Origin of the sequence: Streptomyces tirandamycinicus (genome assembly GCF_003097515.1) — a bacterium.
In the GTDB taxonomy this organism is placed as follows: domain Bacteria; phylum Actinomycetota; class Actinomycetes; order Streptomycetales; family Streptomycetaceae; genus Streptomyces; species Streptomyces tirandamycinicus.
On the sequence record NZ_CP029188.1, the window covers coordinates 4,511,392 to 4,537,174 of the forward strand.

Sequence of the window (25,783 nt, forward strand, 5' to 3'; positions counted from 1 at the left end):
CTGCGCGGCCTGCGCGGCCTGCGCGGCCTGCGCGGCCTGCGCGGCCTGAGGGGCCTCGGGGGCCACGGTGGCGCCTGTGCCCCCGCCGGTTTCGACGGCCCCCGGAAACCCCGGTGGTGCCTGCGCCGCGCTCTCAGCGGCCTCAGCGGCCTCAGCGGCCTCAGCGGCTCCGGCGGCGCCTGCGGCCGAGGCCCAGGAGCCGGGGCAGCGCCGCCGGAACGGGCCGCCTGGTCGTGGCCGGCGAGGGCAGCGGTGCAGCGGCCAGCGAGCCCTCGGGGTGCTCGGTGGTCGACTCGCGCGGCTCCAGCCGCAGCACCCGGCACTCGCGGCGCCAGCGCTCGGTCATCCGCTCGCCGTCCGGGGCGTTGAGCCGCTTGCCCTTCAGCTCGCCGACGGCTGCCTCCCAGGCCTCGGAGCCCGGCGTCAGCTCGGTCACCGCGGCGGTCCACGACACCACCCGGCCGCCCTTGTCCTTGCTGCGCACGGTGACCTCGGCGGTGGAGCCGCCGGTCAGGCCGGGCAGCGGCTGCTCGCCCGGACCGTCCCCGACGACATGCGCGGCGCCGTCGTGCCACGCGTGCCACAGCGCCCGGTCCGGGCCGGTGCCGCGGACCCAGATGAGGCCGGACTTCTTGGTGGCCTCCTCCACGAGGGCCGGCCCGAGCAGGGCGTCCCCGGCGGGGTGTGCGGAAGCGTCGTTCATGCCCCGCAGCCTATTAGAGCCAGCCGTTGCGCTTCAGGGTGCGGTGGATGGTGAGACAGATCCCGACGATGCCGACGAGCACCATCGGGTACCCGTACCGCCAGTGGAGCTCGGGCATGTGGTCGAAGTTCATGCCGTAGATCCCGCACACCGCCGTCGGTACGGCGATGATCGCGGCCCAGGACGTGATCTTGCGCATGTCCTCGTTCTGGGCGACGGTGGCCTGCGCGAGATTGGCCTGAAGAATCGAGTTCAGCAGCTCGTCGAAGCCGATGACCTGCTCCTGCACCCGGGCCAGGTGGTCGGCGACGTCGCGGAAGTACTTCTGGATGTCCGGGTCGACCAGCCGCATCGGACGCTCGCTCAGCAGCTGCATCGGCCGCAGCAGCGGTGTCACCGCCCGCTTGAACTCCAGCACCTCACGCTTGAGCTGGTAGATCCGCCCGGTGTCGGTGCCCCGGGTGCTGCCCTTCGACGGCGCGGAGAACACGTCGATCTCGATCTCGTCGATGTCGACCTGCACGGCGTCGGCGACCGCGATGTAGCCGTCCACCACGTGGTCGGCGATGGCGTGGAGGACCGCGGAGGGGCCTTTGGCGAGCAGCTCCGGGTCGTCCTGGAGCCGGTGGCGGAGGTTGCGCAGGGACCCCTGCCCGCCGTGCCGGACGGTGATCACGAAGTCGGGCCCGGTGAAGCACATCACCTCGCCGGTCTCGACGACCTGGCTGGTCGGGGTGAGCTCGGCGTGGTCCACGTAGTGGACCGTCTTGAAGACCGTGAACAGGGTGTCGTCGTACCGCTCCAGCTTGGGCCGCTGGTGGGCGTGCACGGCGTCCTCGACGGCCAGCGGGTGCAGGCCGAACTCGGCGGCGATACCGGAGAACTCCTCCTCCGTCGGCTCGTGCAGGCCGATCCAGGCGAAGCCGCCGCCCTCACGCACCCGCAGCATCGCCTCACGCGGGGTGAGGCAGCCGGTGTCCTCCAGGCGCTTGCCGTCACGGTAGACGGCGCAGTCCACGACGGCGGTGGAGGCCGAGGGGTCACGGGTGGCGTCGTACGCGCTGTACGGGCCGACGCTCTTCCGCAGCGCGGGGCGGACGACTTGGCGCAGGTCACGGATCATCGACATGGCACGCTCCTTCACGACGGAGGCCGCCGGTGCGTGGCGTGGCACAGCCCGGAATGAGGACGTGTCTCGGTACGTCCGCAAAGCGGGCGGCACCGCGGTACGCGGTGACGGCGTTCGCTACAGACAGTCAGGCAGGTGAGTCGTGCTCTTCCGTCGTGCGCGGTGCCGTGGAGCCGCCGGTGCGGGGGTCCTCAGCGGAAGGAGGGAAGGAGTCGCGCGGAAGAGCGGTTGGTACTGCACGGTCGACTTCGATCCATCGCAGCCCCACCTCCTCCGGCCGGTCCCCCGTGGGGGAAGACGTGTCGTCGGGATCCGAGAACCATGCTTCTGCATGTTGTCCCGAGCAGGCGGCCAAGCCTATCAGCCGACTGAGGGCCAATCCCTTCCTTTGCCCGTTCCCGGGGCGATCTATGCTCGCGGGATGGGAGAAGTTCTTGCTTTGGTCGAGGCGCGGCTGCGCAGCGCGCTGGGCGAACCGGACGCGCGCGCCGCCGTCACCTTTCTCGGCACGGACCGGATCGAGGTGCTCCGGTTCATCGACGGGGACGTCGTCCGGTACGCCACCCTGGGCATGTCGGCCCGTCCGATGAACGACCCCGAGGACGCCCTCGCCGACCCGGTCAAGGGACCGCGCGCCGAGTTGGTCCTGTCGGTGCGCGCGGGGTCGGCGGAGACCGACAAGGTGCTGCGGCCGCTCGCCGTCCTGGCCTCGTCCCCGCAGGTGGAGGGGGTGGTCGTGGCCCCCGGGAACTCCATGGACGTGGGCGAGCCGCTGTGGCCGGGTGCCCCGTTCACCTCGGTGCTGGTCGCCGAGTCCGGTGGCCTGGTCGAGGACCTCGAACTCGGCGGCCCCATGGACCCGGTCCGCTTCCTGCCGCTGCTGCCGATGACGCCGAACGAGGCCGCGTGGAAGCGGGTGCACGGTGCGGAGAAGCTCCAGGAGCGGTGGCTGACCCAGGGCACCGACCTCCGCGATCCGCTGCGCTCGTCCGTGCCGCTGACGTGATGTCAGCAGTCGTGCGGAGTGTGAAGTGACGCATCTCGTGACTCCTCCTCCTCGTGAACGAGGGGGTTTCTCGCTATGCCGGGTTGGCGTCGCGACGGACCAGCCCGGCCCGTAGAACGTTCAGGGCGCCCACTGTGTCCGCGTGTGCTCTGGTGGCCGCAGGACTGACAGTGGAACTTCTCCTGGGTGGGCCGGTTCTCCGCTCCTGCGCGGGCAGTGGAGCGGGACGGCCGGGACTGCCGGCCGGCGCGGGCCGGTATGCGGCCCTTCCTGCTGAGGGCGGGTGAAACCGCCGTGCGGGACGGGTGATCGTCCTTGACGCGGCGCCGGACGGGTAGGACCGTTGAGCGCTATGAGGGGCGAACCCAGTTGCCCGAAGTGCGGTGGCCGGGTCAGGGCGCCCGGTCTCTTCGCCGACACGTGGCAGTGCGATGTGCACGGCTCCGTGTATCCGCTGCAGCCCGTGATCCCGCCCAGCGTCGAGGCCCTCAGCGTGGTGGTGGCCCGTGCCGAGGTCCCCGTGTGGATGCCGTGGCCGCTCCCCGTCGGCTGGCTCTTCACCGGCGTCGCCTACGCCGGCGACGACCGCAGCGGCGGCCGGGCCACGGCCGTGGCCTGCTCGGGGCCGGGACCGCTGGGCGGCGTGGGGGAGTTGCTGCTCGTCGCCGAGGAACTCGGCGTCGGCCTCGGCGCCCGGTTCGCCGGGATCGACGGACCCGACCCGGGGCCGCACATGACCGTCGACACCTCGCCCCAGGCGAAGGTCCTCGCCGCGGGCAGGCCGACGCCGCTGTGGCACGTCAACGATGCCCCGGAGGACCGCGCGGTGTTCGCGGGCGAGGCTCGGGGGCTGTGGCTGTGGGCGATCGTCTGGCCCGAGTCGACCGGGCTGCTGATGTACGACGAGCTGATACTGACCGATCTGCGCGACGCCGGTCAGGAACTCGAGCTGCTGCCCTGCGGGGCGCTTTCGCCGCGCCTGCTGATGTGACGGCGGGCGGCCCGCGCCCGGGACCCGGCACGATTGGGCGGGGCCGGCGGGGCCGGCTGTGGGAGCCGCAGCCGGACGGGGCCGGTGCGGGTGGCCGCGAGCCGTCGCGTGAGCCCGGCGAAGTGTGAGCCCGGCGGGCTGTGGGTCTGGCGAGGTGTGGGCCCGGCGGTCCGTGGGCCCTGTGGGCTGTGGGCCCGGCGGGGTGGCGAGGGCGCGGCCTTCCCGTACGACGGCCCGCTGACCGGCGGGGGCAGTCCCGCACGACGGCCCGCGGACCGGGTCACATGCTCCGCGCGGATGTCCCCGGACCCGTGAACCCCTCACGGTCCGTGACGGGTTTCACGTGACGAGCCGGTCGGGGCGGTGCTCGGGCCCCCGTTACGATTGGGCGTCAGCCCGTCCGCCCCGAGCCCTGGAGTCCCGCGTCGTGCGCATCGACCTGCACACCCACTCCACGGCCTCCGACGGCACCGACACCCCGGCGCAGCTCGTCCGCAACGCGGCGGCCGCCGGACTCGACGTCGTGGCGCTCACCGACCACGACACCGTGGCCGGCCACGCCGAGGCGATCGCCGCGCTGCCCGAGGGTCTGACCCTCGTCACCGGCGCGGAGCTCTCCTGCCGCACCGGCGGTGTGAGCCTCCACATGCTGGCGTACCTCTTCGATCCCGAGGAGACCGAGCTGGCGCGCGAGCGCGAGCTGGTGCGGGACGACCGGGTGCCGCGCGCCCGGGCCATGGTCGGCAGGCTTCGGGAACTGGGTGTGCCGGTGACCTGGGAGCAGGTCTCCCGGACTGCCGGCGACGGCTCGGTGGGCAGGCCGCACATCGCCGCCGCGATGGTCGAGCTCGGCGTCGTCCCCGATGTGTCCGCGGCCTTCACCCCCGACTGGCTCGCGAACGGCGGCCGGGCCTACGTCGAGAAGCACGAGCTCGACCCGTTCGAGGCCGTTCGCCTGGTGAAGGCGGCCGGCGGGGTCACGGTCTTCGCCCACCCGCTCGCCGTGCAGCGCGGCGAGGTCGTCTCCGAGGACGTCATCGCCCGGCTGGCTGCGGCGGGTCTGGACGGCATCGAGGTGGACCACATGGACCACGACGAGCCGACCCGGGCCCGGCTGCGCGGACTTGCCGCGGACCTCGGCCTGCTCGCCACCGGTTCGAGCGACTACCACGGCAGCCGCAAGACCTGCCTGCTCGGCGACTTCACCACCGACCCCGAGGTGTACGGCGAGATCACCCGCCGTGCCACCGGCGCGTTCCCGGTCCCGGGCACGGGCGGAACGCCCGGCCGCCGGGTCTGACCGCCCCTCTGCGACCTTCCTCCCGGGCCCCCGGGCCCCCTCCGTCTCCGGGACGCCGCCGTCCGCCGCGGCGAGGTACCCGCGCCTGCGGCGCACGGACCTCGCGGCGCCGCTCCTCGTCCGTCCCCGGTTCCCCGACACCCCTGTCTGTCCCACACCCGCAAGGCCTCACCGTGTTCGACTCCGCCGTCTTCGGCTCCCTGTTCCTCACCCTGTTCGTGATCATGGATCCTCCCGGAATCACCCCGATCTTCCTGGCCCTCACGTCCGGCCGGCCCGCCAAGGTCCAGCGCCGGATGGCGTGGCAGGCGGTGGCCGTGGCCTTCGGCGTGATCACCGTCTTCGGGATCCTCGGCCAGCAGATCCTCGACTACCTCCATGTCTCGGTGCCCGCGCTGATGATCGCGGGCGGGCTGCTCCTGCTGCTCATCGCGCTCGATCTGCTCACCGGGAAGACCGACGAACCCCAGCAGACCAAGGACGTCAATGTGGCGCTCGTACCGCTGGGCATGCCGCTGCTGGCTGGGCCCGGCGCGATCGTCTCGGTCATCCTCGCGGTGCAGGACGCGGGCGGCGCCGCCGAGCAGATCTCGGTCTGGGCCGCGATCGTCGCGATGCACGCCGTCCTCTGGCTGACCATGCGCCATTCGCTGCTGATCATCCGTTTGATCAAGGACGGCGGAGTGGTGCTGGTCACCAGGCTGGCGGGCATGATGCTCTCGGCGATCGCCGTGCAGCAGATCATCAACGGGGTCACCCAGGTGATCCAGGGCTCCTGAGGCCGTCGCGCCGGTGGTCCGCCCGCGCTCGCCACGGCGCCCCCGAACGGAGGCTTCTCCGTTCGGGGGCGCCGTGCAGCTGTGCCGGATGGCGTTACGAAGCCGAGGCCTCGGCCGGCCGGATGTAGATACGCTGGCCGATCGCGGCGGCCTGCTGCACCATCCGGCCCACGGAGGCGGCGTCCACGACGGTGCTGTCCACCGCGGTGCCGTCGACGTCGTCGAGTCGCATGATCTCGAAACGCATGAAGTACTCCCCTCTGGCCGTCTGTGTATGCACCTCTCAACGGGATGCTGCCTACAAACATTCCCTACGCTAAAGAAAATTTTTGGATGGCTAACTACTGGCAGGCGGCCCCCGGCCCGCTCACAATGGGGTCGTCATGAACGACTCTGAGCTTTCCGAGATGAGCGCCCGCCTGGAGCGCACCAACGAGCTGCTCCAGCGCATGATCGCCGAGGTCGCCAAGACCCCGTCCACGCATGCCATCTTCGTCGACGCCGGTTACGTCTATGCTGCGGCCGGGTTGCTTGTGGCGGGTACCGAGGACCGGCGCTCGTTCGACCTCGACGCCGAAGGGCTCATCGAGGCGTTCATCGACAAGGCCCGCACGATCTTCGCGGACAGCCGGCTGCTGCGCGTCTACTGGTACGACGGCGCGCGGCGCCGCATCCACACGGCCGAGCAGCAGGCCATAGCGGAACTGCCCGACGTCAAGGTCCGGCTCGGCAATCTCAACGCCAACAACCAGCAGAAGGGCGTCGACTCCCTCATACGCAGCGACCTGGAGTCACTCGCCCGGCACCGGGCGATCAGCGACGCGGCGCTCGTCGGCGGGGACGAGGACCTCGTCTCGGCGGTGGAGGCCGCCCAGGGCTTCGGCGCCCGGGTCCACCTGTGGGGCATAGAGGCGGCCGAGGGCCGCAACCAGGCCGAGCCACTGCTCTGGGAGGTCGACAGCCAGCGCACCTTCGACCTCGACTTCTGCCGCCCGTACGTCACGCGCCGGCCCGTCACGACGTACGAGGACGACAGCCCGCCCCCGTCCCGTGACGACGTGCGCTTCGTGGGCGCGCAGATAGCCGCCACCTGGCTGGCCGAACGCGGCCGTGATCCGTTGGCCGCCCTGCTGCCCGGCCATCCCTACCTGCCCGGCCCCGTCGACCAGGACCTGCTCATCGAGGCGGAGAAGCTGCTGAAGCACTCCCTGCGGGGCTACGCCCATCTGCGGCGGGCGCTGCGGGACGGCTTCTGGGACCACCTGCAGGGCCGGTTCTGAGGCAGCAGGCCGCGGAGGTACGGCTTCGGCGACCGGACGGCCGGCTGAGGGGGCGGCCCGTCAGTGCCGGGACCAGAAGTCCACCAGGGCCTCGGCGGTCGGCGCCGGGCGGTCCGTGTTCGGCGAGTGCTCGGCCCCCTGGATCACCGTACGGAACGCCCCGAGCCGCGCGGCCATCTCGTCGAGCAGCGGCACCGGCCAGGTGTCGTCCCGCTCGCCCGACAGCACATGCACGGGCAGCGGCCCCGCGGCGGCGAGCTCGTCGACCCGGTCCGGCTCCACGGTGAGCTGCCTGCCGGTGGCCCGCAGCTGGGCGGGACGGTGGCGCAGCCATCGTTGCCGCATCTCCTCGCCGTCGGTGGAGGCCTCCTCCGGCGGGTCGAGGGCGCGCATGGCCTCCCACACCTCGCTCATGTCCATCACCGCCAGCGCGTCGTTCAGCAGCTTGACCTTGTGCTGCTGAGCGGGGGCGATGCGCGCCGGGCCGGACGACATCAGCGTCAGGGTCCGGAACGGGCGTACGTCGAGGAGTACGGCGGCCCGTGCGATCTGGCCGCCCAGGGAATGCCCGACGAGGTGTACGGGCGCGTCGCCGATCGCCTCCGCCTGCGCGAGCACGTCCCGTGCCAACTCGGTCTGCGCGTAGGCCGACTCGTCGTCGGGGCCGCCGGTCTCGTACTGGCCGCGCCCGTCGACGGCGACGGCCCGGAACCCAGCCGCGGCGATCGGCTCCAGCAGCGCGATGAAGTCCTCCTTGCTGCCGGTGTACCCGGGCAGCAGCAGCGCGGTCCCCTTGCGGTCCCGGACGCCCCCGTCCGGGCAGGGGCCCGGTCCGGCGTCCAGCACGGCGAACTCCCCGCGGCTGGTGCGCAGCGCGTAGGCGCGGGCACAGGCGGGCGGGCGGAAGGTGGGCGGCCGGCTCATGCGGACGAGGTTACCGGCGTGTCCGGCCGGCTGGCCGCCGGCGGGCGGCAGCGGACGGCCGAGGGCCCGCCCCATCCCTCGGCGGGACGGGGCGGGCCCTCGGTGAACGGCTCAGGCCTCCGGCTGAACCGCCTTGGCGCGGGTGCGGCGTCGGCGCGGCTGGGCCGGCTTCTCGGCGGTGGCGTCGGTGGCCGGTGCCTCCGCGGCGGGTGCGTCCGTCGTGGTGGCGGTCGCGGCCTCCGGCTGAACCGCCTTGGCGCGGGTGCGGCGTCGGCGCGGCTGGGCCGCTTCCTCGGCGGTGGCGTCGGTGGCCGGTGCCTCGGTCGCCGGCACGGCGGACGCCTCGGCGCCCGCGCCCACCCGGGTCCGGCGGCGACGGCGCGGGGTGCGCGGCGCCTCCGCCGTCTCCTCCACGGCGGCCGGGGCCGCGGCGGTCACGGCAGCCTCCGCCTCCACCGAAGCTCCGCCGCGGGTGCGGCGCCGCTGACGCGGGGTGCGGGTACGGGCGGGAGACTCGGAGCGGTCGGACGTCCTCGTGCGCGACCCGCGGCCGCCGGGCTCGCCCAGGTCCTCGAGCTCCTCCGCCGCCAGACCGGCGCGGGTGCGCTCGGCGCGCGGCAGTACGCCCTTGGTACCCGCCGGGATGCCCAGCTCCTCGAACAGGTGCGGAGACGTGGAGTACGTCTCGGCCGGGTCGTTGAAGTCCAGGTCCAGCGCCTTGTTGATCAGCTGCCAGCGCGGGATGTCGTCCCAGTCCACCAGCGTCACCGCGGTACCGGTCGCGCCCGCACGGCCCGTCCGGCCGATGCGGTGGAGGTACGTCTTCTCGTCCTCCGGGGTCTGGTAGTTGATCACGTGCGTGACGCCCTCGACGTCGATACCGCGCGCGGCGACGTCGGTGCACACCAGCACGTCGACCTTGCCGTTGCGGAAGGCGCGCAGCGCCTGCTCGCGCGCGCCCTGGCCCAGGTCGCCGTGGACGGCGCCGGAGGCGAAGCCGCGCCGCGCGAGCTGGTCGGCGATGTCCGCGGCCGTGCGCTTCGTACGGCAGAAGATCATCGCCAGGCCGCGGCCCTCGGCCTGCAGCATGCGGGCGACCAGCTCGGGCTTGTCCAGGGAGTGCGCCCGGTACACGCGCTGTGTGATGTTCGCGACGGTCGCGCCCTGGTCGTCCGGCGCGGTGGCGCGGATATGGGTGGGCTGGGACATGTAGCGGCGCGCGAGCCCGATCACCGCTCCCGGCATGGTCGCCGAGAACAGCATGGTCTGGCGGCGCACCGGCAGCAGCTGGATGATCTTCTCGACGTCGGGAAGGAAGCCCAGGTCGAGCATCTCGTCGGCCTCGTCGAGGACGAGCGCCTTGACGTGCGAGAGGTTCAGCTTCTTCTGCCCCGCGAGGTCCAGCAGCCGGCCGGGTGTGCCGACGACGACGTCGACGCCCTTCTTCAGGGCCTCGACCTGGGGCTCGTAGGCGCGGCCGCCGTAGATCGCGGTCACCCGGACGTTGCGCACCTTGCCGGCCGTGAGCAGGTCGTTGGTGACCTGCGTGCACAGCTCACGGGTGGGGACGACCACGAGCGCCTGCGGCGTGTCGGTCAGCTCCCCGGGCTTCGCCCGGCCCGCCTCCACGTCGGCGGGCACGGTGACCCGCTCCAGCAGCGGGAGGCCGAAGCCCAGCGTCTTGCCCGTGCCGGTCTTGGCCTGGCCGATGACGTCGGAGCCGGAGAGCGCGACCGGAAGGGTCATCTCCTGGATGGGGAACGGCGTGGTGATGCCGACGGCCTCCAGGGCCTCGGCGGTCTCGGGGAGGATCCCGAGCTCTCGGAAAGTCTTGGCCTGCGTAGTCAGGGTGTTGCCTCTTCTGTGAGACGCGGCGCGAGGCGAACGCTGGGGGTCCTACCGCACCTGGGTACGGGTGCCGGCGGTGGATTGGCCGGAAGGCGCGGGACCACTGCCGTCGCTCGAGCGCTCGTGCCGCTGAGGTCCCCTCATGTGGCGGAATGCGCACAGAGGGCTGTCGGGTCGGAGCCGATCGGGCCACCGACCGGGCATCCTCATTCAGAGGGCCCGCCGATAAGACCGGCAGGCTTAATACCACTGTACCCCGGATTCGCGCATCTGTGTCGGCCGAATTCCCCGGAGCCGTGTCGCGACGGGGCTGACCAGGCCCTTCCGCGCTGCCGACGGCGGGCTATTGTGCGCTTCATGGAGACGCCTGACAACGCCACCGCGCCGGCCGCCGACGCGGCCGAAGAACCGACCGGGATCGCCGCCCAGGACTGGGCCGCGGCCTCCGCCGACCCCCAGTACCGCGCCGCGGTCGTGGATCTGCTCGGCGCGCTCGCCTACGGCGAGCTGGCGGCCTTCGAGCGGCTCGCCGAGGACGCCAAGCTGGCCCCGACGCTGGCCGACAAGGCCGAGCTGGCGAAGATGGCCTCCGCCGAGTTCCACCACTTCGAGCGGCTCCGCGACCGGCTGGCCGCGATCGAGACCGAGCCCACCAAGGCCATGGAGCCGTTCGCGGCCGCGCTGGACGGGTTCCACCGCCAGACCGCCCCGTCCGACTGGCTGGAGGGCCTGGTCAAGGCGTACGTGGGCGACTCGATCGCCAGCGACTTCTACCGCGAGGTGGCCGTACGGCTGGACTCCGACACCCGCGCCCTGGTGCTCGCGGTGCTCGACGACACCGGTCACGGCAATTTCGCCGTGGAGAAGGTCCGCGCCGCGATCGAGGCGGACCCGCGGGTCGGCGGCCGGCTCGCGCTGTGGGCCCGCCGGCTGATGGGCGAGGCGCTGTCCCAGGCCCAGCGGGTCGTCGCGGAGCGCGACGCACTGTCCACGATGCTCGTGGGCGGGGTGGCGGACGGGTTCGACCTGGCCGCGGTCGGCGAGATGTTCACCCGGATCACCAAGGCGCACACCAAGCGGATGGCCGCGCTGGGGCTCGCCTCGTAGCGGCCGGGGATGCCGGAGCGCGGTGCGCCCTCGATCCGGGGGCGTCCCGAGCGCGGCGCGTCCTCGATCCCGGTGCGTCCGGTGCGTCCCGTGCGTCCGGTGCGGTCTGTGCGTCCGGCGCGTGGCGGCGGGTGGCGGCGGGTGGCGGCGGGTGTCAGACGGCGGCTGATCGGCGCAGCCGCCGCGTCCTCGGCCGGATCAGCAGCGACAGTGCGACGGCGGCGACCAGCGCGGCGCCGAGGAGGGTGGCCGGCAGATGGCCGGAGCCGAGGGCCGTGTGCGTCAGGTACGCGCCGAACAGCGCGCCGAGGGTGCCCGCCGGGTACACCACCCGCTGGGCCGGGAGCCGGTCCGCGAGCCGTCGCAGAGCGGCCCAGGACAGCGCGAGGCCGAGCAGGACGGAGCCGAGAGCCTCCAGGATCACCACGGATCACCTCACGGGCGGCGGGCGGCGGATGCGGTCGTAGCCCGTCCTACCCGGACCGGTCGGCGGACAACCCTCCGCTCCACCCGATCACCGCTGGACACCTCGGCCCCGACGGGGTAGCGGCCGGACACGCCGAAGGGCCCCGCGGGCGACTCTTGGGTTCTGACGGTCCTCGCAACACCCGCGATCTGTGGGAGTTGCGAGGACCGTGGCCGTTGGACGCGATGATCTTGCGGGGTTGAGGGAGCGTTTCCTTGCGCGGCTGGATGCCGTGGGGAACGTGACCGTGGTGGCGCGTGAGCTGGGGGTGAACCGGAACACCGCCTTCGGCTGGGCCCGGAAAGCCGGACGGAACTCGGTGCGCCTGCCGCGGCGGCACCCCGGGCGCGACAAGTACGAGCGGCTTCGGGCCGCCGGTGTCGCACGCCGGGTCGCGGCCCGGCAGGTCGGTGTGAACGAGCGCACGGCCAAGGACTGGGACTGGGGCGTCAAGAAGACCGCCACGACGCGCACCTATGCCGACGGGCGGCGTGTCGACTACACGGCGGGGACCGTCACGATGTGCGGTGTGACCACGCCACCGGTGGGCCTGACGGCCCTGGAGAAGCAGCTCAACCCGCGATTCTTGACGCTCGCCGAGCGCGAGAAGATCCGCGATCTGCGCGCGGCGGGTCAGTCGCTGCGGGCGATCGGGCGTGCTCTGGGACGGCCGGCGAGCACGGTCAAGCGGGAGATCGACGCGAACTCGGGCCGCGAGGGCTACCAGCCCTACGCGGCCCACCGGGCGGCGGCAGCGCGCAGGCCCCGGCCCAAGGATCGCAAGCTGCTGCGCGAGGGACGGCTGCGCCGCTTCGTCCAGGACCACCTGCGCAGGCGGTGGTCACCGGAACAGATCTGCCACGCTCTGGTAAAGGAACATCCCGACGACGAGAGCATGCGGGTGAGCGTGGAAACGATCTACCAGGCGCTGTATTTCCAGGCCCGCGGCGGCCTGAAACGGGAAGTGCAGGCAGCCATCCGCTCCGGCCGGACCCGCCGCAAACCACGCCGGGACCCCGAGCGGCGCACTCCCCGGTTCATCGACCCGATGGTGATGATCAGCGACCGGCCCGCCGCCGTCGAGGACCGGGCCGTGCCCGGGCACTGGGAAGGCGACCTGATCATCGGCGCAGGCGGGCGCTCCGCGATCGCCACCCTGGTCGAACGGAGCACCCGTTACACCATGCTGGTCCACCTGTCGGGCGGAGCCCACGACGCCGAGACCGTCCGTGACGGGCTCGTCCGCACCATCCAGACCCTGCCCGCCCACCTGCGCGGCTCTCTCACCTGGGACCAGGGCAGCGAGATGGCACGCCACAAGCAGTTCACCATGGCCACCGACATGCCCGTCTACTTCTGCGACCCGGCCTCGCCCTGGCAACGCGGCTCGAACGAGAACACCAACGGGCTGCTGCGGCAGTACTTCCCGAAAGGCACCGACCTGAGCCTGCACAGTCCCGAAGACCTCGAACACGTCGCCCAGGAACTCAACGGCCGCCCACGCAAGACGCTCGGCTGGGATACCCCAGCCGAGCGTCTACGTGATCTACTCACCACCTGAAACCAAGTGGTGTTGCGACGACCCCTTGAACCCAAGACTCGCCCGCGGGGCCCCTCGGCACGGTCGGTGCCCGGTGCCGGGACGGCGCCGGGCACCGACCGCCGACCCGTCGTGCCGTCCGGCACGCACCCTCGCCCCTTCGGCCGAAGGCCCACCCGGCGGCGCCACCGGGACTTCCCGCCGCCGTGCGGCGGCAGGCGCCGGATGAGGCTCCTCGACGGGCGGACACCGCCGGTCGGGCGGCTACCGCCGGTCGAGCAACTAGAGCGCGCCGAAGCCCACGCGGCGCGTGGTCGGCTCGCCGATCTCGACATAGGCGACGCGGTCGGCCGGAACCAGCACCTTGCGCCCCTTGTCGTCGGTCAGGCTGAGCAGCTGTGCCTTTCCGGCCAGGGCGTCGGCGACCGCCCGCTCGACCTCCTCGGCGGTCGAGCCGCTCTCCAGAACGATCTCCCGGGGCGCGTGCAGCACGCCGATCTTGACCTCCACGGCTATGTCCCTCCGAACGGTCAGCGATGCGCGGTCAGCCGCGCCGTACGCAGCACACATTAGCCCGGTGAGGCGATGTCACACGGCCCGGCCGTGCACGCCCGCAGCGAACACCGGACGCCCGGGCGGTCACTGGCCGTCGCCGTGGCCCTCCGCCGAGTGGAGCGGGAAACCGGCGATTCCGCGCCAGGCGAGCGACGTCAGCAGCTGCACCGCGGTGTCGCGCGGGATCCCCGAGCTGCTGGAGAGCCAGTACCGGGCGACCACCTGGGAGACCCCGCCGAGCCCCACGGCGAGCAGCATCGACTCGTCCTGCGACAGTCCGGTGTCCTCGGCGATCACTTCGGAGATGGCCTCCGCGCACTGCAGCGACACGCGCTCGACGCGCTCCCGCACGGCGGGCTCGTTCGTCAGGTCCGACTCGAAGACCAGCCGGAACGCGCCACCCTCGTCCTCGACGTACGCGAAGTACGCGTCCATCGTGGCGGCGACCCGCTGCTTGTTGTCCGTCGTCGACGCCAGGGCGCCGCGCACGGCCTGCAGCAGCGACTCGCAGTGCTGGTCCAGCAGCGCCAGGTACAACTCCAGCTTCCCGGGGAAGTGCTGGTACAGCACCGGCTTGCTGACGCCGGCCCGCTCCGCGATGTCGTCCATCGCCGCCGAGTGGTACCCCTGGGCGACGAAGACCTCCTGGGCCGCGCCGAGGAGCTGGTTGCGTCGGGCACGGCGCGGCAGGCGGGTGCCTCGCGGGCGCGCCGCCTCTGTCTGCTCGATGGCTGTCACGCCGCCTCCCACGTTCGATGTCACAAGCACAGTGTTCCGTGCGTGCGCTCTGCGCTCGCGCCCGCCATCGTACTTTTGGGTAACCGTGGTGTGCGCGCTGCGGGCGCAGAATTTCACGTACCGGACGCCCGCGGTAGGTGGTGGCTCGAAGAAGACGAACAGATCAGCGGTAGTCCTCCTCGTCGAGGGCCACCACCCTGGCCTGCTCCAGGGCGTCCGCCTCGTTCGCGCCGGCCGGGTCGATCCGGGTGAGCGGCTCGTCGGCGACCGGCCGCACCTCGGTGTGCTGCTCGGCGGCGTCGGCCTCGGGAGTCTCCTCGTCGAGCTCCTCCGGCTCCCCGAGTTCGTTCGGCATCCCCTGGTCGTACTCCGTGACGGCGTCCGGGTCCGTCGGGTCGGCAGCCATCTGGATCCCCTTCCTCTGCCCTCTGCATCCGCTGCTTCCGCTGCGGCGTTCGGCCAGGAGCGAGTACCCCGTAATCGAGCGTATGAGCATGCCGGGCCGGGCGCTATGCGGTGTGTGATGCCGAACACAGGTTCCGTGGCGTGATCGTCTCGTAACATTGCCCCCATGTCTTCGACCGAGCTGCCGGGAACCCGTGCCGCCGATCCGGCCGGGCGGATCCGTTCCGTGCGGGTCGCCGAGGGGGAGGAGCTCCGCTCCGTGGCGCTCCCCGGGCTGACGCTCACGGTGCGGGCCCGTCCGCCCGCCCGCTCCGGACTGCCCCCGGCGCTCTTCGTCCACGGACTCGGCGGATCGTCGCAGAACTGGACGACGCTGATGGACGCGTTGAAGGACACGGTCGACGGCGAGGCCGTCGACCTGCCCGGCTTTGGGGACTCCCCGCCGCCCGACGACGGCGACTACTCGATCACCGCCCATGCCCGCGCGGTGATCCGGCTGGTCGACGCGCGCGGACGCGGCCCCGTCCATCTGCTCGGGAACTCGCTGGGCGGCGCGGTCGCCACCCGGGTCGCGGCCGTCCGCCCCGACCTGGTGACCACCCTCACCCTGGTCTCGCCCGCGCTGCCCGAGCTCCGCGCCCAGCGCAGCGCCTGGCCCACCGCGGCGCTGGCTCTGCCCGGCGTCGCCCCGCTGGTCCAGAGGCTGACGCGGGACTGGACGCCCGAGACGAGGGTCCGCGGTGTGATGGCCCTCTGCTACGGAGACCCGGGCCGGGTGACGGACGAGGCCCTGCTGCACGCCGTGGAGGAGATGGAGCGCCGGCTGGCGCTGCCCTACTTCTGGGACGCCATGGCCCGCTCCGCACGCGGTCTCATTGACGCGTACACGCTAGGGGGGCAGCACGGGCTGTGGCGCCAGGCGGAGCGGGTGCTGGCGCCGACGCTGCTGGTGTACGGCTGCCGGGACCAACTGGTCTCGTACCGCATGGCGCGCCGGGCGAGTTCGGCCTTCCGCGACTCGCGGCTGCTGACCCTCCCGGACGCGGGCCATGTCGCCATGATGGAGTATCCGGAGACGGTCGCAGCGGCCGTACGGCAACTGCTCGACGACAGCACGAGGAGCTGATCCGGGGCGTGGGACGACACAGCCGCAAGGGCCCCGCACCCAAGGCCGCCGACACCCGCGGCGGCGGTGCGGGCGCCCCGGGCCAGGCCGCCGGCCCCGGCCCCGGGCGGCGCAGGCGGCCGGCCGGACCGCCGGAGCACTCCGGTCCCGCGGCGGACGGCACACCGGCGCACGGCGTACCGCAGGTGCGCGGCGGTCACCCCCAGCAGTACGAGACGGGCGGCGGCTGGGGCGGGCCCGCGGACGGCGGACGGTACGGAGACTGGCAGGGCGTCCCGCGCGGCCACACGGCCGCCACCACGGGACGGCACCCGGGCGGGCCGGCCACCGCGACGACCGGACAGCCCCCGGGCTCCCCGCCCGGCGCCGCGCGGCCGCCGATCGGCGCGGGTGCCCGGATCCCCGGCCCGCGCCGGGAGTTCGTCGAGGCCTTCGACGCACCGCCCCCGGCGGGCGAACGGACGCAGGGCGCGAAGACCGGGCCCGGCGGCGAGGACGAGCCGCCCGCCAAACACGCCCGCGGCCGTACGGTCACGGGCGTCGCGGCCGCCGCCGTGACGACGGTCCTCGCGGTCGTGGTCGCCGGGCAGGTCACGGACACCGGGCCGGGGGGCGCCGCCACGGAGGCGGCCGAGGGGGCCGAGCGGATCACCGAGGACGACGCGTCCCGCTCCGACCAGCGCGCGCAGCCGCCGCGGCAGGCCGCCCCCGCGGCGCCGCCCACCTACGCACAGCTGATGGCCCGGCAGTTCCCGTTCGACCCCGAGCTCAAGGGCCCGGGGAAGTTCGAGGCGGTCCCCGGCCTGGACCGGGCGCCCGGCAAGGGCCGGAAGATCCGCTACCGGGTGGATGTCGAGCAGGGACTCGGCCTGGACGGGGCGCTGTTCGCGGACGCCGTCCAGAAGACCCTCAACGACGAGCGCAGTTGGGCGCACGGCGGGGCCATGAGCTTCGAGCGGATCTCCTCGGGAGAGCCCGAGTTCGTCATCACCCTGGCGAGTCCCGGCACCACCGCGGTCTGGTGCGCCAAGTCGGGACTCGACACCACCGTCGACAACGTCTCCTGCGACTCCGCCTCCACCGAGCGCGTGATGGTCAACGCGTACCGCTGGGCCCAGGGCGCGGAGACCTACGGCGCCAAGGCGATGCTGCCCTACCGCCAGATGCTCATCAACCACGAGGTCGGCCACCGCCTCGGCTACGGCCATGTGAACTGCCGCACCGCCGGCGCCCTGGCCCCCGTGATGCAGCAGCAGACGAAGTCGCTGGACATCGGCGGGATCGCATGCCGCCCCAACCCCTGGGCGCACCCGGGCGGTTGATCCGCGGCCGCGGTGGCGGGACCGCCGCGGGGATGTGCGCGGTGCTCACCGCACGCGAGCCCCGGCGCGGGTACGGCAGGTGCAGCGCACGGCGGCGGCCGTACGCAGGAGCGCGCCGCGCGGCGGGACACCGCCGAAGGCGTACGGGCCTCGTCGGGAGCCGTACTCCGGTGCTTCCGCTCGCGGCCCGTGCCCGTGGCCGCCGCCGCTCACGGCCGTCGGCGGGAACTCGCCGGGCTCTGACGGAATATGACGGAATCCGCGTGTAGCGCGACCGAACGCTACGAGAGCGGGAAAGTTACGTGCATTCACCCCTTCCGGTGGCGCGACGGACAACCGTCCGTCGCTCCACCGACATCTCCGCGTAGGTTTTCGCGCTGCGGGCCGCCGGACGGAAGGCGGCCGCCCACACAGGAGATCGGGGGTGCACTCGTGCGGATCGGGTTGCTCACGGATGGTGGCTATCCGTATGCGACGGGTCAGTCCAGGCTCTGGTGCGACCGGCTCGTGCGCGGGCTCCCCCAGCACGACTTCGACGTCTACGCCCTCAGCCGCTCCGCCCACCAGGAGGACCAGGGCTGGATGGAGCTGCCGCGCCATGTCCAGCGGGTGCGGACGGCACCGCTGTGGGCGCCCGAGGACGACGGGCGCACCTACGGGCGCCGTGAACGGCGCCTCTTCGCCGCCCACTTCGCCTCCCTCGCCGCCGCCGTCTGCTCCGACGGCGACCCGGAGGCGTTCGCCGAGGGGCTGTACGGGCTCGCCGGCCTCGCCCGGGAGCGCGGTGGCCTGTACGCGGCGCTGCGCTCCGAACTGGCCGTGCGCACACTGGAGTCCGCCTGCCGCGCCCCCGGTGCCCGCCGGGCCGTGCACACCGCCGCGGTACCGGACTACCTCGCCTTCACCGACGAGATCGAGCGCGCTCTGCGCCCGCTGTCGCTCGACTGGTACGGGGACGACTCCCTCGGCGCGGCCGACCTCTGCCATGCCGCGTCCGGCGGCACCGCGGCCCTGCCCGGACTTCTGGCCAAACGCTTCTTCGGGGTTCCGCTCCTGGTCACCGAGTACGGCGTACAACTGCGGGCCCACTACCTCGCGGCCTACGGCACGCCCGTCGCGGCACCCGTCCGTGCCCTGCTCGCCGCCTTCCACGGGTGCCTCGCCTCGGAGGTCTACCGGCAGGCGTCCGTCATCACCCCCGGGAACACCCACGCCAGACGCTGGCAGGAGAGGTGCGGGGCCGACCCGGCCCGGCTGCGCACGGTCTACCCCGGCATGGACGCCGAGCGCTTCACCGCGGTGGGGGAGGGGGACGACTCGGGCGACCCGAACACCCTCGTCTGGGTGGGCAGGATCGAGCCGGCCAAGGACCTCATCGCACTGCTCCACGCCTTCGCGAAGGTGCGCGAGGAGGAGCCCGGGGCGCGGCTGAGGATTCTGGGCGCCCCCGTCACCGGGCCCGAGTCCGGCGCCTACCTCGCGCACTGCAAAGCCCTCGCCGCGCAGCTCTTCCCCGACGAGGCCGCGGACGCGCACGCGGTCGGCGACAACCCCGTCTCGTTCGAGGAGATAGGCGGGCCGGAGGCCCCGGACCTCGCCGACGCCTACGCCGCCGGAGCGGTGATCGTGCTGTCGAGCGTCGTCGAGGGCTTCCCGATCAGCCTGGTCGAGGCGATGCTCTGCGGCCGGGCGACCGTGTCCACCGATGTCGGCGCGGTCGTCGAGGTCATCGGCGGCACGGGGCTCGTGGTCCCCCCGCGCAACCCCCGGGCGCTCGCGGACGCCTGCCTGGCACTGCTGCGCGACCCCGAACGCCGGGAACGGCTCGGTGCGGCGGCCCGCGCCCGGGCGCTCGAACTCTTCACCGTCGAGCAGAACATCGCCGCGTTCCGCGGCATCTACCTGGAGCTCATCTCCCACAGCCCGGTGCACCGCGACTCGGACGCCGTCGACGGCGACGGTGAGCCCGTCCCCTTCGCCACCCCGGCGGAGGCCCATGTCCCCGGTCACTGGACCGGCGGCCGCAGCCGCCCCCGCTGGGCGGACGCCGCGTCCATCACCACCGCGGCCGCACCAGGAGGACCCGATGTCTGACCTCACCGACTCCACCCCGGCCGGCAGAACCGTCACCGCGCGGCAGCCCGGTTCCGGGCGCCGCCCGGTCGCCGTGGCCGGCACTCCCGGAGGACCCGCCGGTGCCGCGGCCCGCGACGCCGGCCCGCGGGAGCCCGCGGCGAAGGAGCGCGCCCCGAAAGCGGCCGGCGCGGGAGGGACCGGCGCGGCCGCCCGGACCCGGACCGGCCGCCGCGGGCCCGCCGATCCCGTGAAGGCCCTGATGCACCGCCACCGGGAACTGTGCGAACGCGCCGTGGATCCGCTGGAGATCGCCGCCGGTCTGGAGGCCCACGGCGTCACCGACCGGACCGCCGCCCGCTTCCGGCACCGCGATGTCTTCTCCCTCGCGGAGGAGCTCTACGCCCGGGTGCCGCGTGGTGAGGAGGCCCCGCCGCCCCCGGCGGACGAGGACGCCGTCGCACGCCCCGGGCACCTGCTGTCGGCGACGGCGCCGGGAGCGGTCGCCGTCGTCACGGCGGCCGGTCTCCGCCTCACCGACGGTGCGGCCAGTCTGGGAGTGGGGGCGGCCGGAGCCGTCGGGCTGGCCGGCGCGCTCGCCTGGAGCCTGCGGCGGGGGCCCCTGCGCGCCCCCGGGCGCACGATGCGCGCGACGCGCCATGTGGTGTGCTGGCTCGTGGCGTACGCGCTCCTCGGCGACGGGCTGCTGGCCGAGCTGGTCGACGGCGGCCCCCACGGACCCTGGCCGCTCACGCCCGGCCCGCTCGTCGGCCTCGCCCTCGCCGTGGCCCCCGCCGCCTGGTTCGCGCGGATCTTCTCCGCCCAGGCGCGGCGCAGGCTCGGCGGCAGCAGGGGCCTCGAGGAGTTCGCCGCGGGCACCCGGCCCCTCCTGCTGGGCTGCGTCGCCCTGCACACCGGCGCCCTCATCGGGCTGCTGGTGCTGACGTCCCTGCTGCTGCCCGTGGCGATCGCCCCGGCCGTCGCCCTCGGTCTGCTGCTCTTCCTCGCCCGGCTGCTGACGGTGCACGGCTACCCGCACGCGGCGGTGTCCGGTCTCGCGTTCGCCTGCGCCGGCGAGGCCCTGGCACTGGCCGCGGTCCTCGGCGGCCGCCTTCCCGGCTGCGGCTTCCTCGCCCGGCCCGTGGAGGCCGCGGTGCACGCCTGGGGTGCCCCGGCCGTGCCCGCCCTGGTGTGCGGCGCCGCCGCCCTGGGGCTGCTGGTCCACGCGACCGCGGCCCTCTCCCGGGCATCGGCCCACACCCAATGACCCTCGCGAGCCCCCACCAGACGACCTTCCCGTGCCCCCCACCCACTCCCGCGGAGCCGACGCCGCGGGCGTATCCCACCACCGCACCATCCCCGAGGAGACAGACGACGATGACCCCGCACCACCCAGCACCGGCCCGTCGGCCCCGAGGAGCCACGCGATGAGGGTGCTGCTGCTCGGAGCAAACGGATTCCTCGGCCGCTTCGTCGCCGACCGGCTACTGGCCGACCCGGCCGTGCATCTCACCGCGCTGGGGCGTGGCGACGACGCCGACGTACGGTTCGACCTCGCGGGCGGCAGCCCGGGAGCACTCACCCGGTTCCTGGACGCCGTCCACCCGGGGGTCGTGATCAACTGCGCCGGCGCCACCCGCGGGGGCGCCCGCGATCTGACCCGGCACAACACCGTGGCCGTCGCCACCGTCTGCGAGGCCATGCGCCGCAGCGGCTGCGACGCCCGGCTCGTCCAGCTCGGCTGCGCCTCCGAGTACGGGCCCTCGCAGCCCGGTTCCTCGACCGCGGAGGACGCCGTGCCGCGCCCCGGCGGGCCGTACGGGGTGTCCAAGCTCGCCGCGACCGAGCTGGTCCTCGGGTCCGGACTGGACGCCATCGTCCTCCGGGTCTTCTCGCCGGTCGGCCCCGGCACCCCGGCCGGCTCACCGCTCGGCCGGCTGGCCGAGGCCATGCGCCGGGCCATGCAGTCCGGCGACGGCGAGCTGAAGCTCAGCGGCCTGGGCGTCCAGCGCGACTTCGTCGACGTGCGCGACGTGGCGCGCGCCGTGCACGCCGCCTCGCTCTCCGCCGCACAAGGCGTCGTCAACATCGGAACCGGCCGCTCCGTACGGCTGCGTGACGCCGCCGCCGTGCTCGCCCGGGTGGCCGGGTACGCGGGGGCGCTGCACGAGCTGGACGGCCCGCCGCACCGCGCCGGTCACCCCGTGATCGGGGCGCCACGGGGCCCCGAGCCCGCGCCGGAGCAATTGGGCATCACGCCCTACCCGTACCCCGACGGCTGCGGCAGCTGGCAGCAGGCGGACGTACGGACCGCCCGCGACCGGCTGGGCTGGCGGCCGCGGATCAACCTGGAGGAGTCCCTCGCGGACATCTGGATGGAGGCGGCATGCCGCATCTGATCAGCACGGACCGCGCACTCTCCGCCACGGGCGCCGACCGGCTCGGTCTCGGTGTCCCGGGCTATGCCCACCCCCTGGTCGCCCCGGCCGAATGGGCCGAGCTGACCAGACCGGGCACCCCGCTGCACTGGGCCGTCCTCGATGTCGCGGACGGCCCCGGCAGCAGACCGGACCCGCACTGCCTGGAGGCGGCGGGCAAGCTCACCAACGCCGGAGTCCGGGTGCTGGGCCGTATCGACCTCGCCCACGGCGCCCGGGAGTTCGGTGAGATCGTCTCCGACGCACACCGCTACCTCGACTGGTACAAGGTCGGCGGGTTCCTGCTGGAGCGCTGTCCGGTCGATCAGGCGGACCTCCCCGGGGTACGCCGTGCCACGGCCACGCTGGAGGCCGTTCTCGACGGCGGGCACATCGTGCTGGGCCACGGTGGGCACCCGCACCCCGGATACGCGGAGGTGGCCGACCAGCTCGTCACCTTCCGCGGTGCCTGGACCGACTACCGCTGGTCGCAGGTGGCGGAGTGGACCGCCGACCATCCGCCCGAGCGCTTTGTGCACTTCGTGCACGGGGTGCCCCGGACCCATCTGGACGAGGCCATGAGGATCGCCCGCTGGCAAGGAGCGGGAACGATCTTCTTCACCGACCGCTCGGGCGCAGGGCGGGGGCAGAACGGGGCATTCCACTCGTTGCCCGGCTACTGGGACGAAATCGTCTCGCGGATTGGACCGGGTGTCTCGGAATGAGAGGGCGCGTGGCAGTGTTACAGCGAGAACAACCGTACTGACGCAACCACCAACGACGGAGTCCCCGTGTCGCTGCCACCCCTGGTCGAGCCGGCCGCCGAGCTCACCGTAGACGAGGTCCGCAGGTACTCCCGCCACCTGATCATCCCGGATGTCGGGATGGACGGGCAGAAGCGGCTGAAGAACGCAAGGGTGCTCTGTGTGGGTGCCGGCGGCCTCGGCTCACCGGCGCTGATGTACCTGGCGGCGGCCGGTGTCGGCACGCTCGGCATCGTGGAGTTCGACGAGGTCGACGAGTCGAACCTGCAGCGTCAGATCATCCACAGCCAGTCCGACATCGGCCGCTCCAAGGCCGAGTCCGCGCGCGACAGCGTCAAGGGCATCAACCCGTACGTGAACGTCGTCCTCCACGAGGAGCGCCTCGAGGCCGACAACGTGATGGACATCTTCAGCCAGTACGACCTCATCGTCGACGGCACGGACAACTTCGCCACCCGGTACCTGGTGAACGACGCCTGCGTGCTGCTCGGCAAGCCGTACGTGTGGGGGTCGATCTACCGCTTCGACGGCCAGGCCTCGGTGTTCTGGTCCGAGCACGGCCCCTGCTACCGGTGCCTGTACCCGGAGCCCCCGCCGCCCGGAATGGTGCCTTCCTGCGCGGAGGGCGGCGTCCTGGGCGTGCTCTGCGCGTCCATCGGCTCCATCCAGGTCAACGAGGCCATCAAGCTGCTCGCCGGTATCGGGGAGCCGCTGGTCGGCCGGCTGATGATCTACGACGCCCTGGAGATGCAGTACCGCCAGGTGAAGGTCCGCAAGGACCCGAACTGCGCGGTCTGCGGCGAGAACCCGACCGTCACCGAGCTCATCGACTACGAGGCCTTCTGCGGCGTCGTGTCCGAGGAGGCACAGGAGGCGGCGCTCGGCTCCACGATCACTCCCAAGCAGCTGAAGGAGTGGATCGACGACGGTGAGAACATCGACATCATCGACGTCCGCGAGCCGAACGAGTACGAGATCGTCTCGATTCCCGGCGCCCGCCTGATCCCGAAGAACGAGTTCCTGATGGGCGGCGCCCTCCAGGACCTGCCGCAGGACAAGAAGATCGTCCTGCACTGCAAGACGGGCGTCCGCAGTGCGGAAGTCCTCGCTGTGCTCAAGTCGGCCGGTTTCGCCGACGCCGTGCACGTCGGCGGAGGCGTGATCGGCTGGGTCAACCAGATCGAGCCGCAGAAGCCGGTCTACTAGAACGGTCCATCGGAGGGGGCCGGCCGCCGAGGCCGGCCCCCTCCGCATGTCTCGGCCGGATCGGCGCAGGCCCGGGAGAGCCGGATGCGCGGAGGGGCCCTCACGGACGGCGCGGCGCGCGGGGCCCCGGCCGTCACATCGCGGGCCGGTCTCGCGGGCGGCATTCGCGAAGAGGTGTCCAGTGCCCATCGGGCAGCCTTCGCCCCGCCGCGACGCCCGGCACGGATACTCGCGGCGTTGCCGAATCAACCGAGTAGACCCACGATCAGGCGGTCCGGCGTCTTGCGATCTTCCCCTCGGCCCGGGGGTGGGCCGGGGGACACCCCATCCCCTCGGCCCGGGGGGCCGGGGGCGCCCCATTTCCTCGGCCCGGGGGGCCGGGGGACACCCCGTTTCCTCGGCTCGGAGGGCCGGGGGACATTCCATGCACCGGACGCGCTCCGCGACCAGCACAACCTGCCTGAACGCGGCACTAGCCGCAGGTCCCGCCGTCCTCCGGAACCTCTCCCTCCAGCAGGTAGTCGTCGACGATGCTGGTCACGCATCCGTTCGAAGGGGTGTAGCCGCCGTGGCCCTCGCCCTTGTTGGTGAGCAGGATGCCCACGTCCTCGCCCAGTTCGTCCGCCATCCGCCGAGCCCCCTCGTAAGGCGTCGCCGGATCACCGGTCGTGCCCACGACCAGGATCGGACCCGCGCCCTTCGCACTGGCCTTGGGGGTCTCGTGCTCACCGGGAACCGGCCAGTCGGCGCACCAGCCCGCCGTGTCCCAGGCCAGGAACGGGCCGAACACCTCGGATATCCGCTTGAACTCCGGCAGCAGGGCCTTCGCCTCGGCCGGGGTCGGGCGCTGGGCGTCGTCCACGCACGATATCGCCCGCTGCGAGTGACTCTGCGTACCGTAACTGCCGTCCGGTGCACGGTCGTTGTAGGAGTCGGCCAGGGCCAGCAACTTCGCGCCGCGACCGCGCCCCTCCGCCTCGTCGAGGGCCGCCGTGAGGTCGGGCCACATACTCTGCGAGTAGAGAGGCAACACGATTCCGGTGAGCGCCAGGCTCTGGTTCAGCTCGCGGCCGTCGCCCGCCGGCAGTGGCTCCCTGTCGATCCGCGCCAGCAGCGCCGCTATCCGGGCCGTGCCCCGCTGCGGGTCCTCGCCCCTGCTCGTGAGGTAGTTGTCCAGGGCACGCTGGAAGCCCGCGGCCTGGTTGCGGGCGTGGCCCACCGTGTCCGCCGTCGGGTCGACCACCGCGTCCAGCACCATCCGTCCCACGTTCCCCGGGAAGAGATGGGCGTACATGCCGCCGAGCTGGGTGCCGTACGAGATGCCGAAGTAGTTGAGCCGGCGGTCGCCCAGGACATGGCGGAGGAGGTCCATGTCCCGAGCGGCGTTCGCCGTGCCCACATGGGCGAGGAGCTCTCCGGAGCGGCGCTCGCAGCCCCTGCCGAAGTCCCTGGCGTCCGCGAAGTAGGCCGCCTCCTCCGCGGCCGTGTCGGGGGTCAGGTCGACGCGTTCGGCGGCCGCCTCCATGCCCTCGTCGTCCCGGCACACCACGCCCGAGCTCGCCGCCACCCCGCGCGGGTCGAAACCCACCAGGTCGTAGCGCGAGTTGAGCTTCTCGTACTCCGCGGCGGCCCGGGGCAGCAGGCCGACGCCGGAGACTCCGGGGCCGCCGAAGTTGAACAGCAGCGAGCCGAGGCGCCCCTCCTCGTCCCGCGCCGGGCGGCGGACCAGCGCGACGGAGATCGTCCTGCCGTCCGGGGCGCCGTAGTCGAGCGGGACCTTCACCGAGGCGCAGGTCCAGCCCTCCGCACCCGCGCAGGGCGCCCAGCTCGGACGCTGGTTCACGAGCCTGCCGGGGAGTCCCTCGGCGGCGTCGCCCGGCCGCACCGGGACGGAGGCCGTGGGACGTCCCTTGCCGTCCGCCCCCGCACCACCTCCCGGGTCACAGCCGGTCGCCGCTCCGCCTGCCAGCACCAGCGCCGCGGCCGCCGCGGCCGGTCCCCTACGCCAAGACATCCGTGCCCCCCGTGCATCACCCGGTCCGTTCACTCTGCTGCGCCATCCTAGGCGCCGTCACTGACAGTGACCGCGAGGGCCGTTCGCGGG

At 73.1% G+C, this 25,783-nt stretch carries 24 protein-coding genes; 14 read left to right on the forward strand and 10 right to left on the reverse strand.

Annotated features, from left to right (window positions below):
* Nucleotides 1-160: 160 nt before the first annotated feature.
* Together DDW44_RS20050 and DDW44_RS20055 are read right to left on the reverse strand one after the other, a co-directional pair.
* Nucleotides 161-703: a hypothetical protein gene (locus DDW44_RS20050; RefSeq protein WP_108907266.1), complete on the reverse strand. Its 543-nt coding sequence runs from the start codon at nt 701-703 to the stop codon at nt 161-163.
* A 13-nt stretch (nt 704-716) separates the two neighbouring features.
* On the reverse strand, nt 717-1,832 hold the full coding sequence (locus tag DDW44_RS20055) for a magnesium and cobalt transport protein CorA (protein WP_018889053.1): 1,116 nt from the start codon (nt 1,830-1,832) through the stop codon (nt 717-719).
* A gap of 421 nt (nt 1,833-2,253) precedes the next feature.
* Here DDW44_RS20055 and DDW44_RS20060 point away from each other — a divergent pair, with 421 nt between their 5' ends.
* The 4 genes from DDW44_RS20060 (at nt 2,254) to DDW44_RS20080 (ending at nt 5,908) form a co-directional block, all read left to right on the forward strand.
* A complete protein-coding gene (locus DDW44_RS20060; protein WP_108907267.1) occupies nt 2,254-2,838 on the forward strand; it encodes a suppressor of fused domain protein in 585 nt (194 codons plus the stop codon).
* Nucleotides 2,839-3,190: 352 nt separating this feature from the next.
* Nucleotides 3,191-3,829: a DUF6758 family protein gene (locus DDW44_RS20070; protein ID WP_026165182.1), complete on the forward strand. Its 639-nt coding sequence runs from the start codon at nt 3,191-3,193 to the stop codon at nt 3,827-3,829.
* A gap of 427 nt (nt 3,830-4,256) precedes the next feature.
* The gene (locus tag DDW44_RS20075) at nt 4,257-5,129 is read left to right on the forward strand and encodes a PHP domain-containing protein (protein WP_108907268.1); all 873 of its coding nucleotides are present in this window, start codon (nt 4,257-4,259) and stop codon (nt 5,127-5,129) included.
* Nucleotides 5,130-5,302: 173 nt separating this feature from the next.
* Nucleotides 5,303-5,908: a MarC family protein gene (locus tag DDW44_RS20080; protein ID WP_017947181.1), complete on the forward strand. Its 606-nt coding sequence runs from the start codon at nt 5,303-5,305 to the stop codon at nt 5,906-5,908.
* A 94-nt stretch (nt 5,909-6,002) separates the two neighbouring features.
* On the opposite strand, the gene DDW44_RS32120 is transcribed toward DDW44_RS20080, so the two are convergent.
* Nucleotides 6,003-6,155 carry a hypothetical protein gene (locus DDW44_RS32120; RefSeq protein ID WP_017947180.1) on the reverse strand — a complete coding sequence of 51 codons (153 nt, stop codon included), beginning with the start codon at nt 6,153-6,155 and terminating at the stop codon, nt 6,003-6,005.
* A 136-nt stretch (nt 6,156-6,291) separates the two neighbouring features.
* Here DDW44_RS32120 and DDW44_RS20085 point away from each other — a divergent pair, with 136 nt between their 5' ends.
* Entirely contained in the window at nt 6,292-7,188 is an 897-nt protein-coding gene (locus DDW44_RS20085; RefSeq protein WP_170812759.1) for an NYN domain-containing protein, read from the forward strand.
* Nucleotides 7,189-7,248: 60 nt separating this feature from the next.
* Here the strand turns inward: DDW44_RS20085 and DDW44_RS20090 are convergent, their stop codons facing one another.
* Nucleotides 7,249-8,112, reverse strand: coding sequence for an alpha/beta fold hydrolase (locus tag DDW44_RS20090; protein ID WP_018889049.1), 864 nt, complete (start codon nt 8,110-8,112; stop codon nt 7,249-7,251).
* A gap of 111 nt (nt 8,113-8,223) precedes the next feature.
* Nucleotides 8,224-9,858, reverse strand: a complete 1,635-nt coding sequence (locus DDW44_RS20095; RefSeq protein WP_108907269.1) for a DEAD/DEAH box helicase — start codon at nt 9,856-9,858, stop codon at nt 8,224-8,226.
* Between the two features lie 459 nt (nt 9,859-10,317).
* On the opposite strand from DDW44_RS20095, the gene DDW44_RS20105 reads away from it, so the two are divergent.
* Nucleotides 10,318-11,067, forward strand: coding sequence for a ferritin-like fold-containing protein (locus DDW44_RS20105; RefSeq protein ID WP_026281538.1), 750 nt, complete (start codon nt 10,318-10,320; stop codon nt 11,065-11,067).
* A 154-nt stretch (nt 11,068-11,221) separates the two neighbouring features.
* Here DDW44_RS20105 and DDW44_RS20110 read toward each other — a convergent pair whose 3' ends face one another.
* Nucleotides 11,222-11,491, reverse strand: a complete 270-nt coding sequence (locus DDW44_RS20110) for a hypothetical protein (RefSeq protein WP_027733473.1) — start codon at nt 11,489-11,491, stop codon at nt 11,222-11,224.
* A 367-nt stretch (nt 11,492-11,858) separates the two neighbouring features.
* Here DDW44_RS20110 and DDW44_RS20115 point away from each other — a divergent pair, with 367 nt between their 5' ends.
* Nucleotides 11,859-13,094, forward strand: a complete 1,236-nt coding sequence (locus tag DDW44_RS20115) for an IS30 family transposase (RefSeq protein ID WP_206307367.1) — start codon at nt 11,859-11,861, stop codon at nt 13,092-13,094.
* Nucleotides 13,095-13,355: 261 nt separating this feature from the next.
* Here the strand turns inward: DDW44_RS20115 and DDW44_RS20120 are convergent, their stop codons facing one another.
* The 3 genes from DDW44_RS20120 to DDW44_RS20130 form a co-directional block, all read right to left on the reverse strand.
* A complete protein-coding gene (locus DDW44_RS20120) occupies nt 13,356-13,583 on the reverse strand; it encodes a DUF3107 domain-containing protein (RefSeq protein ID WP_017947174.1) in 228 nt (75 codons plus the stop codon).
* A gap of 129 nt (nt 13,584-13,712) precedes the next feature.
* Nucleotides 13,713-14,366 (reverse strand): TetR/AcrR family transcriptional regulator, encoded by a 654-nt coding sequence (locus tag DDW44_RS20125; RefSeq protein WP_017947173.1) that lies wholly within the window; start codon nt 14,364-14,366, stop codon nt 13,713-13,715.
* Between the two features lie 163 nt (nt 14,367-14,529).
* Complete coding sequence (locus DDW44_RS20130; protein ID WP_108907271.1) at nt 14,530-14,772, reverse strand: hypothetical protein; 243 nt, start codon at nt 14,770-14,772, stop codon at nt 14,530-14,532.
* A gap of 165 nt (nt 14,773-14,937) precedes the next feature.
* On the opposite strand from DDW44_RS20130, the gene DDW44_RS20135 reads away from it, so the two are divergent.
* The 7 genes from DDW44_RS20135 (at nt 14,938) to moeZ (ending at nt 23,679) form a co-directional block, all read left to right on the forward strand.
* Complete coding sequence (locus DDW44_RS20135) at nt 14,938-15,897, forward strand: alpha/beta fold hydrolase (protein WP_108907272.1); 960 nt, start codon at nt 14,938-14,940, stop codon at nt 15,895-15,897.
* Nucleotides 15,898-15,905: 8 nt separating this feature from the next.
* Nucleotides 15,906-17,219, forward strand: coding sequence for a DUF3152 domain-containing protein (locus tag DDW44_RS20140; RefSeq protein WP_108907273.1), 1,314 nt, complete (start codon nt 15,906-15,908; stop codon nt 17,217-17,219).
* A gap of 432 nt (nt 17,220-17,651) precedes the next feature.
* Nucleotides 17,652-19,313, forward strand: coding sequence for a DUF3492 domain-containing protein (locus DDW44_RS20145; RefSeq protein WP_108907274.1), 1,662 nt, complete (start codon nt 17,652-17,654; stop codon nt 19,311-19,313).
* The gene (locus DDW44_RS20150; protein ID WP_108907275.1) at nt 19,306-20,559 is read left to right on the forward strand and encodes a hypothetical protein; all 1,254 of its coding nucleotides are present in this window, start codon (nt 19,306-19,308) and stop codon (nt 20,557-20,559) included. The genes DDW44_RS20145 and DDW44_RS20150 overlap by 8 nt, the downstream gene beginning before the upstream one ends.
* Before the next feature lie 160 nt (nt 20,560-20,719).
* Complete coding sequence (locus DDW44_RS20155; RefSeq protein WP_017947167.1) at nt 20,720-21,691, forward strand: SDR family oxidoreductase; 972 nt, start codon at nt 20,720-20,722, stop codon at nt 21,689-21,691.
* Complete coding sequence (locus DDW44_RS20160; protein ID WP_108907276.1) at nt 21,679-22,434, forward strand: spherulation-specific family 4 protein; 756 nt, start codon at nt 21,679-21,681, stop codon at nt 22,432-22,434. The genes DDW44_RS20155 and DDW44_RS20160 overlap by 13 nt, the downstream gene beginning before the upstream one ends.
* A 66-nt stretch (nt 22,435-22,500) precedes the next feature.
* A complete protein-coding gene (gene moeZ / locus DDW44_RS20165) occupies nt 22,501-23,679 on the forward strand; it encodes an adenylyltransferase/sulfurtransferase MoeZ (protein ID WP_018889041.1) in 1,179 nt (392 codons plus the stop codon).
* A gap of 472 nt (nt 23,680-24,151) precedes the next feature.
* Here moeZ and DDW44_RS20170 read toward each other — a convergent pair whose 3' ends face one another.
* A complete protein-coding gene (locus tag DDW44_RS20170; RefSeq protein WP_425275652.1) occupies nt 24,152-25,693 on the reverse strand; it encodes an alpha/beta hydrolase in 1,542 nt (513 codons plus the stop codon).
* Nucleotides 25,694-25,783 lie beyond the last annotated feature (90 nt).